Raw genomic sequence first — 12,112 nt, forward strand, 5'->3', positions numbered from 1 at the left:
CGCACGGGCGCGGCGTCCTGCACCGGGACGTGAAGCCCGCCAACATCCTGCTGTCGCGCTCCGGTGGCATCGGCACCGGATTCGCCGAACGCGCCTCTGCCGTCGACCTTCGCGCGGTGGCGCGAGCGACTGCGGCTGACCGCCGTGCTGCGATCCCGCGACCGGGTACTGCAGAGCGCGCCGAACATCGCGCGACCGACCAGCCCGCTGGTGCTGTTCCTCGGCTCCAGCCGGCTGCTCGGACTGCGTCGTCCGGTGCGCACGAGCCTGCTGGTCGCCGCGGATGCCAAGTCGATGCGGGGGGCGCATCTGGTGATGGGGCTCGGCGTCCGGATCGGCAACGCGCTCTCGGGCGCGGCCGTGAAACTGCAGCATCTCCCGGTTCCGTTCGAACTCTATTCCGACGGCATCGATCTGCCGGTGTTCGAGGAGTTCGGGGCGGGCACCGCGGCTCTGCATATCCGGGATCAGTTGCAGCGCAATGAATTGATGGCCGACCCGGAGTATCGCCGCAGGTTCCGCCGCCAATTCGACAACCGGCGGATGCCCGGACTGTGGCATCGCGATTTCCACGACGCGGTGATCGTCGAATGCCCGGACGCGTCGCTCATCGGAAAGAGCTTCGGGCAGATCGCCGAGGAACGCGCCATTCATCCGCTCGACGCGTTCCTCGACGTGCTGGTGGACAACGGCGAACGAAATGTGCGCTGGACCACCACCGTTGCCAATCACCGCCGCAAACAGCTCGACAAATTGGCGGCCGATCCCACTGTGCAGATGGGTTTCTCCGACGCCGGCGCGCACCTGCGCAATATGGCGTTCTACAACTTCTCGCTCCGACTGCTGAAGCGCGTCAAGGACGCACAGGCGGCACCCAAGCCGTTCCTGACCCTCGAGCGTGCCGTGCACCGGCTCACCGGTGAACTCGGCGAGTGGTACGGCCTGGACGCGGGCACCCTGCGTCTCGGCGATCGTGCGGACTTCGTCATCGTGAACCCGGCACGGCTGGACGCGGCGCTCGACGAATACCACGAGGAAGAGGTGTCGTTCTTCGGTGGACTGAGCCGGATGGTGCGACGCAACGACGACGCGATCACCGCGACCGGCATCAACGGCACGATCGTGTTCGAGCACGGCAAGTTCGCCCCCGGCTACGGTGAGACGCTGCGGACCGGCGCGTATCTCCGCGCGGGCGGCCGGTCATGATGTCCTAATGTGTCGATGGTGACTCGAACCCAGCAGGAGCGGCGCGAGGCGACGATCGGTCGGCTGCTCGACGCGAGCATCGCCACCATCTCCGACATCGGTTATGCCCGAGCGTCGGTCAAGGTGATCGCCGCCCGCGCGGGCCTGTCCTACGGCGCGCTGTTCCGGCACTTTCCCACCATGGGCGACTTCATGGCGGCCACGGCACGGGAAACGCTGCGCCGTCAGTTGCAGACCTTCACCGAGCGCTTTCGCGAGTTGGCAACGCAGGACTCGGATCTCGAAGCGGCATTGCGAGTCGTCCGCGAGGTCGCGGGCAACGCCACCAATACGGTGCTGTACGAGTTGATGATCGCCGCCCGCACCGACGAACAACTCCGCGACGCATTACAACCGGCCTTGGTCGAATACGGCATGAAGATCGTCGAAATCTCCGCCGAGACAGTCGGAAAGAACCGCTCGTTCGACGACGAGGAATTCATCACGCTGGTCTTCATGGTCACCGACCTGTTCGACGGCGAAGCCATCCTCCGCTCCGTCCGCCCTTTCCCGCAACTGGAAAGCCGCCGAATCCCCTTGCTTCTGAACATGATCGCCGCCACCGGCATGACCCGAACCGCCGAGCTACCGCCCGCCGAATAGCGGGTGAGATCGTTATTCGGCCGGAAATTCGATGGCGGGCTCCTGGTCGGAGGTCAACAGGAAGTGGCCGAGGAAGACGACATCCTCGTCGAGGGCGTCGAATTGGGCGATGCGAGCGGCCTCGGGTTCGAAGAAGGCGTCGCCGGGGTGGAGAGTCATCGGCGGTTCACCGTCGATGCGGTAGGCCACCGTACCGGAGACGATGCTGCCCACCACGGGACCGTTATGGGTGTGGAGTCCGGCCGCAGTACCCGCGGGCATGGTGATGCGGCGGGTTTGGATGCGGTCGGTGAGTTTGGCGGGGGTGACCGGCACGTCGAGGACGATGGTGCGGGTGACGGTCGAGAAGGACTGGGGTGGAGTGGTTTCCGACATCGGCCGAGCCTAGCCCCGAGAATCGTATATCGCTAACCGGTTTATGTGGTTAGCGACGGGATCAGTCCTCGTCGGCCGGTTCGAACAGGCCGGGGATGGTGAGGGCGTATTCGATGTCCTCGCGGATGCCGAGCATGGCCAGCACGCCGCGGACCATGGTGAGGCGGGCGGCGTCGATGGTGTCGGAGTCGGGTTCGCCGTGCGGGGCGGCGGCCGAGATGCGGTAGACGACGAATTCGCAAGTCTGCAGGGCGGTGTCGAGGTCCAGATCGGTGGGGACCGGGCGGCCCAGGTCGGCGATCTTGGCGCGCACCAGGATTCGGATGTCCTCGATGGCCTGCTCGCGGTAGGCGGAGACCGGGGAACCGGGGTCGTGGAGTTCGGCGAAGAGGGGAGCCAGCATCTGGCCGTGGCCACCGGCCCAGTGCAGGTAGGCCTCGATCATGTTGATGCCCAGCTCCACCGGCTGCTCGGTGCGATCCAGGGCCGCGCGGATGCCGCCGACGAGATCCTCGTTGGAGATGGTCAGCAGGGCGTGCAGCGGCTCGGTGGCATTGGCGAAATAGCGGTAGAAGGTGGGGCGCGCGAGCCCGGCCTTCTCGATGATGCGGGCGACGTTCAATCCGCGTGAACCCTGTTCGGCGAACACCTCGGCGGTCGCGAGCACGATGCGGGCGCGCACCTGATCGGCCTGCTGCTCCGTCTGCGGCGGGCGGCCACGACGGGCCGCGGGGCTCGCTGGGGTTGACATGGTGGGCGTCACGTCCATTAATCTAACACCAGTGTTCACGTAACACTGATGTTCATTAAATAGCGGGATCCCCCCGGACACGACTCCTCGAGAGGGCGACCAATGTCGACTGCCCCGCAGCTCGCTGCCGCCGACGCGCTTGATTTCGACCTGGTCGCGCGGCTGCTCGGCCATGCCGTCGCGGGCGGCGCGCCCTCGGTGGAGGTGTTCGCGCCCGCCACCGGCGCCAAGATCGCCGACCTGCCGCAGTCGTCGGTCGCCGATATCGAGGCCGCCTTCGCGACCGCGCGCACCGCACAGGAGAAGTGGGCGCGGGTGCCGGTCGGCGAGCGCGCGGCGCTGCTGCGGCGCATCCACGATCTGGTGCTGGCCGAGCAGGACACGATTCTCGACATCATCCAGCTCGAGACCGGCAAGTCCCGCGTGCACGCCTTCGACGAGGTGTCGGATGTCGCGGTGAACACCCGCTATTACGCGGCCGAGGGCAAATCGATTCTGGCGCATCGCAAGCCGCGCGGCGTCATGCCGGTGCTCACCCAGGTCGAGGTGCGCAACCGGCCCAAGGGCGTGGTCGCGGTCATCTCGCCGTGGAATTACCCGCTGGCCCTGGGCGCCTCCGACGCGCTGCCCGCGCTGCTGGCGGGCAATGCCGTCATCGGACGGCCGGACAATCAGACCGCGCTGACGCTGCTGTGGGCCATCGATATCGCCGAGCGCGCGGGCCTGCCCAAGGGCCTGTGGCAGGCGGTGCTGGGTCGCGGTGCGGTGGTCGGCACCGAGGTCATCGCGCGCGCCGACTATGTCGACTACACCGGGTCCAGCGCCACCGGCCGCACCATCGCCCAGCAGGCGGGGGAGCGGCTGATCGGCTACTCCCTGGAATTGGGCGGCAAGAACCCGCTGCTGGTGCTCGAGGACGCGGATGTCTCCGCCGCCGCCAAGATCGCGGTGCGGGCCTGCTTCGCCTCCGCCGGTCAGCTGTGCGAGTCGATCGAGCGAATCTACGTGCACGACAAGGTGTATGACCAGTTCGTCACCGAATTCGTCGGCCACACCAAGGAATTGAGCCTCGGCAAGACCCTCGACTTCGGGTACGAGATCGGGTCGCTGACCTTCCCGCGTCAGATCGACACCGTCAGCACGCATGTCGACGACGCGGTCGCCAAGGGCGCGACCGTGCTGGCGGGCGGCAAGGCCCGCCCGGACCTCGGCCCCTACTTCTACGAGCCCACCGTCCTCGAGGGCGTGCGCGAGGGCATGACCGTGTACCGCGAGGAAACCTTCGGACCGGTCGTCTCGCTCTACCGGGTGCACAGCGACGACGAGGCCGTCGCCCAGGCCAACGACACCGCCTACGGCCTCAACGCCAGCGTGTGGAGCCGCGACATCGCGCGCGGCCGCGAGGTGGCCGCCCGTGTGCGCGCCGGATCGGTGAACGTGAACGAGGGCTTCATCGCCGCCTGGGGTTCGGTGGCCGCACCGTCGGGCGGACTCGGCATTTCGGGCACCGGTCGTCGGCACGGCCCGGAGGGCCTGCTGAAATACATCGACACCCAGACCATCGCGGTGCAGCGGGGGCTGCCCATCGCACCGCTGCCGGGCATGTCCGAACAGCTGTGGGCCAAGACCATGACGCTCTACCTGGGCGTCATGAAGACACTGCGGCAGAAGTGATTCCGCCGAACCGACGACAGGGGTACGCAGGGGTATGAAAACGGTAGCGGGCATGAAGGTCCTGGTCACGGGCGCCGCCATGGGCCTGGGCAAGTCCTTCGCGCAGCGGGCGGTCACCGAGGGCGCGGCCGACGTGGTGCTGTGGGACATCAACGAGGCCACCCTCAAGGAGACCGCGGCCGAGCTGGCGGCGCAGGGCGGCAGCCGGATTCACCACTACGTGGTGGACGTCTCCGACCGCGACGCCATCGCCGAGACGGCGGCCGCGGTGCGCGGCGAGGTCGGCGATATCGACGTGCTGGTCAACAATGCGGGCATCGTGCGCGGCAACGGCTACTTCTGGGAGACCGACAACCGCGCCGACATCGACAAGACGATGGCGATCAATTCGCTTGCCCCCATGTACATCACCCTCGAGTTCCTGCCCGCCATGGTGGCCAACACCTCCGGTGAGGGCCGGGTGCTGAACATCGCCTCCTCCGCCGGTCTGGTGGCCAACCCGCGCATGAGCGTCTACGCGGCCTCCAAGTGGGCGGCGCTGGGCTGGTCGGATTCGGTGCGCCTGGAACTCGAGCAGTCCGGCAACGAGCACGTCAAGTTCACCACCGTGTGCCCGACCTACATCAATACCGGGATGTTCGACGGCGCCAAGGGTTTCTGGTTCACCCCGATCCTGGAGCAGGAGGAGGTCGTCGACACCTCCTGGGATGAGATGAAGAAGGGCTCCGCGCTGGTGGTCCTGCCTTGGACCTCGCGGCTCAACCGCGCGATCTCCGGGCTGCTGCCGCTGAAGCTGCGCGACTTCTACCTCAACACGGTCGGCGTCTACCACTCGATGGACGAGTTCACCGGCCGCAAGTAGGCGGGTTCGATCGGGCGGCTCCGGTGCCGCGCACGCGGTGCCGGAGTGTCGTCGCAGGTCGGGGCGTTGCAGCCTCTAGTCTCGGCGAGCAATGAGGACTCGCGTGCTCGTCGGAACCCTCGCCGCCGCCGTGGCCCTGGTGGTGTGCCATGCGCCCGCGGCGCATTGCGCGCCGATCGGCACGCTGCGCGACACCGTGGACACCGACGGCGACGGGTTGCCCGACAACTGGGAGAAGTACGGGCTCGACACGAACGACGACGGCATCGTCGACCTCGACCTGCCCGGTATGGGCGCGGACCCGAACCACAAGGACATCTTCGTCGAGATGGACTACATGGCGGGCCGGGAACCCTCCGACGCGGTGCTGGATCGCATCACGCAGGTGTTCGCGAGCAGTCCGGTCACCAACCCGGACAACAAGACCGGCATCGCCATCCATCTGGACCTCGGTACACGCGGCGCGCCGATTCCGCCGCCACGGCAGACGCTCATGGACTCCGGATCGGCGTCCGGTTCCGGGGGATCGGCGGACGTGTTGCCGTCGGGTTCGGCCTCGGGCTCGGGTACGAGCGCCAATCCGCCACCGGCGAATCCGGCGCCGCACTACGGCAAATACGATCTCGGCGGCGGCAATCCGGTGCCCGTGACCGATGATCTCAACCCCATGCTCGCCGGATTGCAGCAGTTGAAGGCTCAGTACTTCGCGCCGGAGCGCGAGCATGTCTTCCACTACATGGTGTGGGCCTACGGCTACGACGGTGGCTGTTCCAGCGGTAACTCGCCGCAGTTGCCGGGCGACACCTTCCTCGTCGCGTTCCGGTCGACCGCGCCGTGCGGGTGGGGTGAGCATCCCTCCGATGACACCCTGGTCGGCACCTTCATCCACGAACTGGGGCACAACCTCGGCCTGCATCACGGTGGCAACGACGACATCAACTTCAAGCCGAATTACCTGAGCATCCTGAACTATTCGTTCCAGACCGTCGGCGTCCCCAGGGCCGACGGCACCGCCTACTTCGGCTACTCCGCGCTGAGCCTGCCCAGCCTCGATGAGAATCAGCTCGACGAGTCGAAGGGCCTGGGGCCGAACGCGGCCGGATGGCGCACCACGTACTACTGCCAGAACTGGAATCAGTGGGCAGTGACCCCGCAACAGTCCGCGGACAGGCCGATCGACTGGAACTGCGATCTCACCATCGGGCCGAGACCGGTCGCCGTGTCGATCAACGATGACACCGCCTTGAATGTGCTGAGCACGCAGAACGACTGGGCCGCGCTGATCTACAACGGTGGTCAGATCGGGTCGGCGATCAAGTACCAGGGCCAGGTCACGCCAGGGCCGCTGGAACTCGACAGCACCACCGCGACGGAGATCGCCGAGCATCGGAAACCGAAATAGGCTCGTAGCGATGGTGATCGGCGCGGCTCACGAAGACGTGGCCGCCCGGCGGGCACGGCGCAAGGCCAGCTGCGACCGTACGAGGAAGGGCGGGGTCGGCGGCACCCAACCCAATTGGGTGGCCTGGCCGAGATCGTCGCGATTGGCCCAGTGCTCGACCAACCGGCCGTCCACGATGCGGCACCAATGGGTTTGGGTGACGGCGAAGGTTCTTCCGGTCGGCGCGAATGCCTGTGCGGGCCGGGCGTTCTCGTCGTAGACGACGAACGGGCCGGTCTGGCGGCCGTACATGGTGGTGTGCAGGACCACGAGGTCCCCGGCGGCGACGATTTCGTGGATCTCCCAGTTCAGCTCCGAGAAAGCGTCGCGCAGCCACAGGGCGCTGGTCCAATAGGCTGCCGGGCCGCGGGTGCGTGCCGCGGCGGGCTCGGCCTTGCCTTCCCGATTGACTGCGTCCGGGTGGATGAGCGCGTCGAATTCCTCGCGCGTGCCATCGCCCATCATCCGGATGCACCGGATGGCGACTTCCCTTGTGCCCGAGTGCGTGTGGGTCATGCCGGCATGCCTTCCGGTCAGCAGTGGGCGCTCTTCCACTGGGTGAGTTTGTCGAGGAGGGCGGTCATGGCGTCGCTGTGGATCTGGTCCTGCCCACGGTGCTCGAGATGTCCATAGATCAAAGTCTCGACCTGCGTGTAATTGACGAGGATCTCGTGGGGCGCCGAGTAGGTGTAGTCGCGCATTCGCGCGATCGCCGCCTGCGGGTCGGCGGGCTCCTGACCCTGCTGCAACTGGTGCGAGAGGTCGATCTCGTACTGCACCTCGGTGCACGCGTCACCGCCCGAACCTGCCTGCGCGACAGTGGAAGTCGGTGCGGCGCTGGTGGCGGCGGGAGCGCCGGCGGCGGGTACGGAGGTCGTGCCCTGTGCGGCGGGCGTCGTGCTGCTGCCGCAGGCACTGAGCACGACGGTGGCGGCGAGCAGGGCGAGGCAGGCGCCACTGGTCCGGTACAAGGGTTCTCCTGGGTGGTCGGTTCGCGGGTTCGATGTGCCTATACGGTGCGGCGCGGGCATTACAGCGGCCTTACAGCGGATCGGGCTGTAAGGCGGCTGAAACATCACGCGGCCAAGGTGTCTCCGCATCGCAATTCGCCGATCGAAGGAGTTTCACCATGTCGAAGACCGCGCTCGAGGGGTACGCGGAAACCTCCGTCCTGGTCGGCGCTCCCAGCGATCTGCTGATGCGCACCGACCCGGTCTTCCAAGCCTGGGGCGATGTCATGGACTGGCACACCTCGCGCTGCCTGTGACGAGGCGCTGTCTGTGATGAGGCGCGGCCTGTGATGTGGCTTGGGCCCGACCCGGATCGTGACGCCCCGCCCGCCGACGAGCTGCGCCTCGTGGAGGACTGGTATGCCGATCTCGCCGTGGGGGCACTGGACCGCGTCCGGCCCGTGCTCGCATCGGATTTCATGATGCGGCTGCCGGTCCGATTGCCTTGGGGCGGCAGCTATTACGGCCCGGACGGTTTCTTCGAGTTCCATCTGCGGCGGCTCAGCTGTCTGGATGCCCGGTTGGAGACGGCGCACCTGTTCGATGCCGGGGGCCGGATCGTGCAGGTGGGCACCCTCGCCGGGACGATCCGCGCGACCGGTGTCCCGGTGTGCAGCAGCCAGATCGACATCGTGACCGTGCGGCATGGGAGGATCACCCGCTACACCACGCTGCTGGATGCCCCCGCCCTGCTCGCCGCCCTCGCCCGGACCTGCGACGACTGACCACGACGGTCGCGGCCGGGTCGGTTACCGTGGCGTCGTGATGGTGTGCCGGGTACTCGGACCGATCGAGGTGGAGGTCGACGGGGTCGCCCGCGAGCTGGGCGGTCCGGTGCCGCGCCGAATGCTGGCCGCGCTGGCGACCGGCTCCGGCGGCGCGGTCGAGGATGCCGTGCTGGCCGAACTGGTGTGGGGCGCGGAACTCACCGACGAGGTGAAGAACATGATGCGGGTCGTCGTGCACCGACTGCGCACGGCGCTCGGCCCCGAAGGGCGCGCGGTGATCGAGCGCACCGCGCGCGGCTACCGCCTCACCGCCCCGTGCGACGACGAGCTGTTCGCCGCCCAGGTCGGCGCCGGCCTGCGCCTGCTGGCCGACGGCGACCCCGCCGCGGCCGCCGACCAGCTGACCACCGCGCGCGACTGCTGGCGCGGGCAGCCCTGGGCCGAACTCGAAGACACACTCCAGGTTTCCGGTCTGCGCATCCGGCTGGCCGAACTTCGCGAGGTGGCGGTCGAGGAACTGCAGGCGGCGCGGCTCGCGGTCGGCGACACCACGCGGGCCGTCGCCGAGTTGAGCGAAGCCGTTATCGAGACACCGTTTCGCGAACGACGCTGGGAGTTGCTGGCGCTGGGGCTGTATCGCACCGGCCGCCAGGCACAGGCCTTGGACGAGTTGCGGCGGGTGCGCGGGCTGTTCGTCGACGAACTGGGGGTCGAGCCGGGGCCCGCGCTGCGGGAACTGGAACGCCGCATCCTCCACCATGATCCGGGCCTGCTGCTGGTTCGCGCACCCACCGCGATCGCACCGGTGGACTCGACCGCCGTCTCCGTGACGGCGATCGCACCGACGGACCGGACGGTCGTGCCCGCCATGGTGCCCCGGCCCTCGACCCGATTCATCGGCCGCCGTGCGGAATCGGCTCTGCTGACCGAGTTGCTCGCCGTATCCCGCCTGGTGACGATCACCGGACCGCCTGGCGTCGGCAAGACCCGATTCGTACTCGAGTACGCAGCCGACCCTGTCCAGTACTCAGCCGACCCCGCGCTCGAGCACACGGCCGCCTTGCCGGACACCTGGCTGGTCCGGTTGGCCGAGGTGCACGAACCCGCCGCTGTCGTCGCTGCTCTCGCGGCGGCCCTCGGTGTCGCCCAGTCCGCCGGTGAGCCGACCGTCGCCGTGGAGCGGGCGATCGGGGATCGCTGCGCCGTCGTGATTCTCGACAACTGCGACCACCTGGTGGAGCACCTGGATTTCGTCCTGCCGCTGCTGGCACGCTGTCCAGGGTTGCGGATTCTGGCCACGAGTCGCCGACCGACCGGCCTCGAAGGCGAACGGGTGCTGTCGTTGCGGCCGCTGCCCCTCGACGGCGAGGCGTCCGGCGCCGTCGAACTGTTTCTCGACCGGGCCCGCGCGCACCGTGCCGACTGGCGCCCGACCCCGGCCGATCGGAAGGCCGCGCTCGCGGTCTGCGAAGTCTTGGACGGTCTACCACTGGCGATCGAACTGGCTGCGGCGCGGGCACATTCGATCGGGCTCACCGATCTGGCCGAGCGCCTGGGGGAGCGTCTCGACCTGCTCGGCGCCACCCCGCGCGGATCGATCTCACCGCACCCGTCGCTGACGGCGGCGATCGGCTGGAGTGTCGAGCAGTTGACCGACGTCGATCGTTCACTGTTGCTGCGACTGTGGCCCTTCGGCGGCGGATTCGATTGGCACGCCGCCGAATTCGTTCGCGATGCCGGTGGCGGTGCCGCTGTCTTCGCGAGTCTGGCCGCGCTGGTGGATCGTTCGGTACTCACCGCCGACGTCAGCTCCGGGCGCGCCCGCTACCGGCTGCTCGAGACGATCCGCCGCCACTGCCGCGAACTCGATCCCGATCCCGCTGCATCGATGGCCGCGCATGCCGATTGGGCGCGGGGGCTGATCGCCGACCAGGTGGCGCTGTTCGCCGGGCCGCGACTGCCCGAGGCGATGCGCACGCTGGCGCTCGAACTGCCCAACCTGCGTGTGGCTATCGCCCATGACCTGGAACACGCTCCAGCGCAAGCACTTCGGAGTGTCGGTGCGCTGACCTACCTGTGGGTGACGGCGGGCGTGGCTTCCGAAGGGATGGGGTTGCTGCGCGCGGCCCTGGCCGCGTGTCCGTCCGCGCCCGCCGCCGATCGGGCCCGCGCCCTCATCGGGCTGTCGCTGGCCTCCGCGCACATCGGTGCGGCCGGGGACGCGCTCGAGTACGCCGATAATGCGATGGCCCTACTCGATGACACCGATCCCGCCCACGAACTGCTTCTGCTCGAAGCGCATCTGCGGCGCTGTAATGCGCTGGCGGACTTGGGTGACGGCGTCGCGTTGCGTGTGGCCGCGACGGTCTTCGCCGCCGCCTGCGATCGCTGTGACCCGCCGCCTTATCTGCAAGCGGCGGCGCTGTGGGGGATGGGCATCGTCGAATTCCAGGACGGCAGTCACGAGGCTGCCGCCACCACTCTCACCCGCGCCCACGAGATCAGCGTGCGCAGCGGATTCACCTCCGGCGCGGGCATCACCGACCTGCTGCTGGCGTGGTGCCTGCTGGCCGATCCCGACGCGGGCACGGAGGTCATCCGTCGAGCCGTGCGGCTGCTGGTACGCGCCCTGGGTTTCTTTCGGCAGCAACCGAACTTCTCCGAGGAACTCGCCGCGCTGCTCGCCGGGGCCTTCGCACTGGCCCGGCTCGGCCACCACGAGAACGCGAATCGGCTGCACAGCGCGGTCCTCGCGCACGCCGAAAGGCTGGGCACCGACCCTGCCCGCTACGTCGGCTTCGCCGGGCCGGAACTGGCGGACCGGGTGAAACGGACCTTCGAACCCGTCGCAGGTCCCGTGCCGTCGTGGCCGGAGATGATCGCGCTGTTCACCGCGTCGGCGGGCGACGTGGATCCAACCGGACTGTAAGCGGATCGAAACCGCACTGCCCCACCATGAATCCCGGTGCTCACCACCGACCGGGGAGAATTCATGACATCGCGCACGACCACCCGCGCCCTCGTCGCGGGCGCGGCCGTCCTCACGGCCCTCACCTTCGACGCCACCGCCCACGCCGCACCCGGCCAACTACTCCAATTCCGTTCCCCCTCAGGCAATATCACCTGCCAGTTCACCACCGCCATCGGCGGCGCCAACACCATCGTGTGCGACATCGCCGACCACAGCTTCACCTCCCCGCAGCGCCCCGCCTGGTGCGACAAGGGCCGCTGGGGCAACACCCTCACCCTCACCGAGGGCGGCACCCCCGCCTTCTCCTGCGCGAGCGCGGCGCTGTCCGCCGACGCCCTACCCACCCTCTACTTCAACCACTCCACCACGGTCGGCACCCTCACCTGCCTGAGCATGCCCGACGGCATCACCTGCTCGGATACCGCCACCGGCCACAAGTTCCACGTCGCCCG

General features: G+C 68.2%; 12 protein-coding genes and 1 pseudogene. 9 read left to right on the top strand and 4 right to left on the bottom strand.

The genetic code is table 11. The features are described from left to right. Positions 1 to 96: 96 nt before the first annotated feature. Together ACWELQ_RS22020 and ACWELQ_RS22025 are read left to right on the top strand one after the other, a co-directional pair. Positions 97 to 1,206, top strand: a pseudogene (locus ACWELQ_RS22020) (hypothetical protein); the annotation flags it as partial. An 18-nt stretch (positions 1,207 to 1,224) separates the two neighbouring features. Then, the gene (locus ACWELQ_RS22025; protein WP_452398934.1) at positions 1,225 to 1,848 is read left to right on the top strand and encodes a TetR/AcrR family transcriptional regulator; all 624 of its coding nucleotides are present in this window, start codon (positions 1,225 to 1,227) and stop codon (positions 1,846 to 1,848) included. 12 nt (positions 1,849 to 1,860) lie between these two features. Here the strand turns inward: ACWELQ_RS22025 and ACWELQ_RS22030 are convergent, their stop codons facing one another. Further along, on the bottom strand, positions 1,861 to 2,223 hold the full coding sequence (locus ACWELQ_RS22030) for a cupin domain-containing protein (protein ID WP_452398925.1): 363 nt from the start codon (positions 2,221 to 2,223) through the stop codon (positions 1,861 to 1,863). Between the two features lie 61 nt (positions 2,224 to 2,284). Next, a complete protein-coding gene (locus tag ACWELQ_RS22035) occupies positions 2,285 to 2,974 on the bottom strand; it encodes a TetR/AcrR family transcriptional regulator (RefSeq protein ID WP_452398926.1) in 690 nt (229 codons plus the stop codon). Positions 2,975 to 3,076: 102 nt separating this feature from the next. On the opposite strand from ACWELQ_RS22035, the gene ACWELQ_RS22040 reads away from it, so the two are divergent. From ACWELQ_RS22040 to ACWELQ_RS22050, 3 genes are all read left to right on the top strand, one after another. Further along, entirely contained in the window at positions 3,077 to 4,648 is a 1,572-nt protein-coding gene (locus tag ACWELQ_RS22040) for a succinic semialdehyde dehydrogenase (RefSeq protein WP_452398927.1), read from the top strand. Between the two features lie 52 nt (positions 4,649 to 4,700). Beyond that, positions 4,701 to 5,510, top strand: coding sequence for an SDR family oxidoreductase (locus ACWELQ_RS22045; RefSeq protein ID WP_452398928.1), 810 nt, complete (start codon positions 4,701 to 4,703; stop codon positions 5,508 to 5,510). 103 nt (positions 5,511 to 5,613) lie between these two features. Then, positions 5,614 to 6,912, top strand: a complete 1,299-nt coding sequence (locus ACWELQ_RS22050; RefSeq protein WP_452398929.1) for a zinc-dependent metalloprotease family protein — start codon at positions 5,614 to 5,616, stop codon at positions 6,910 to 6,912. Between the two features lie 27 nt (positions 6,913 to 6,939). Here ACWELQ_RS22050 and ACWELQ_RS22055 read toward each other — a convergent pair whose 3' ends face one another. Further along, positions 6,940 to 7,467 (bottom strand): ester cyclase, encoded by a 528-nt coding sequence (locus ACWELQ_RS22055; RefSeq protein WP_452398930.1) that lies wholly within the window; start codon positions 7,465 to 7,467, stop codon positions 6,940 to 6,942. Between the two features lie 17 nt (positions 7,468 to 7,484). Beyond that, the gene (locus ACWELQ_RS22060; RefSeq protein ID WP_452398931.1) at positions 7,485 to 7,922 is read right to left on the bottom strand and encodes a hypothetical protein; all 438 of its coding nucleotides are present in this window, start codon (positions 7,920 to 7,922) and stop codon (positions 7,485 to 7,487) included. A 158-nt stretch (positions 7,923 to 8,080) separates the two neighbouring features. Here ACWELQ_RS22060 and ACWELQ_RS22065 point away from each other — a divergent pair, with 158 nt between their 5' ends. The 4 genes from ACWELQ_RS22065 to ACWELQ_RS22080 form a co-directional block, all read left to right on the top strand. Continuing rightward, positions 8,081 to 8,218 carry a hypothetical protein gene (locus ACWELQ_RS22065; protein ID WP_452398932.1) on the top strand — a complete coding sequence of 46 codons (138 nt, stop codon included), beginning with the start codon at positions 8,081 to 8,083 and terminating at the stop codon, positions 8,216 to 8,218. 33 nt (positions 8,219 to 8,251) lie between these two features. Further along, positions 8,252 to 8,686 (top strand): nuclear transport factor 2 family protein, encoded by a 435-nt coding sequence (locus tag ACWELQ_RS22070; protein WP_452398935.1) that lies wholly within the window; start codon positions 8,252 to 8,254, stop codon positions 8,684 to 8,686. Between the two features lie 40 nt (positions 8,687 to 8,726). Beyond that, positions 8,727 to 11,618 carry an AfsR/SARP family transcriptional regulator gene (locus ACWELQ_RS22075; RefSeq protein ID WP_452398936.1) on the top strand — a complete coding sequence of 964 codons (2,892 nt, stop codon included), beginning with the start codon at positions 8,727 to 8,729 and terminating at the stop codon, positions 11,616 to 11,618. A 63-nt stretch (positions 11,619 to 11,681) separates the two neighbouring features. Further along, a partial coding sequence (locus ACWELQ_RS22080; protein WP_452398933.1) for a DUF6636 domain-containing protein occupies positions 11,682 to 12,112 on the top strand: 431 nt, incomplete at its 3' end.

The organism is Nocardia sp. NPDC004722 (assembly GCF_053601505.1).

Coding starts and splice junctions, on each gene's coding strand:
- ACWELQ_RS22030 (WP_452398925.1), bottom strand. CDS start 2,223: ATGTCGGAAACCACTCCACCCCAGTCCTTCTCGACCGTCACCCGCACC.
- ACWELQ_RS22035 (WP_452398926.1), bottom strand. CDS start 2,974: ATGTCAACCCCAGCGAGCCCCGCGGCCCGTCGTGGCCGCCCGCCGCAG.
- ACWELQ_RS22040 (WP_452398927.1), top strand. CDS start 3,077: ATGTCGACTGCCCCGCAGCTCGCTGCCGCCGACGCGCTTGATTTCGAC.
- ACWELQ_RS22045 (WP_452398928.1), top strand. CDS start 4,701: ATGAAGGTCCTGGTCACGGGCGCCGCCATGGGCCTGGGCAAGTCCTTC.
- ACWELQ_RS22055 (WP_452398930.1), bottom strand. CDS start 7,467: ATGACCCACACGCACTCGGGCACAAGGGAAGTCGCCATCCGGTGCATC.
- ACWELQ_RS22065 (WP_452398932.1), top strand. CDS start 8,081: ATGTCGAAGACCGCGCTCGAGGGGTACGCGGAAACCTCCGTCCTGGTC.
- ACWELQ_RS22070 (WP_452398935.1), top strand. CDS start 8,252: ATGTGGCTTGGGCCCGACCCGGATCGTGACGCCCCGCCCGCCGACGAG.
- ACWELQ_RS22075 (WP_452398936.1), top strand. CDS start 8,727: ATGGTGTGCCGGGTACTCGGACCGATCGAGGTGGAGGTCGACGGGGTC.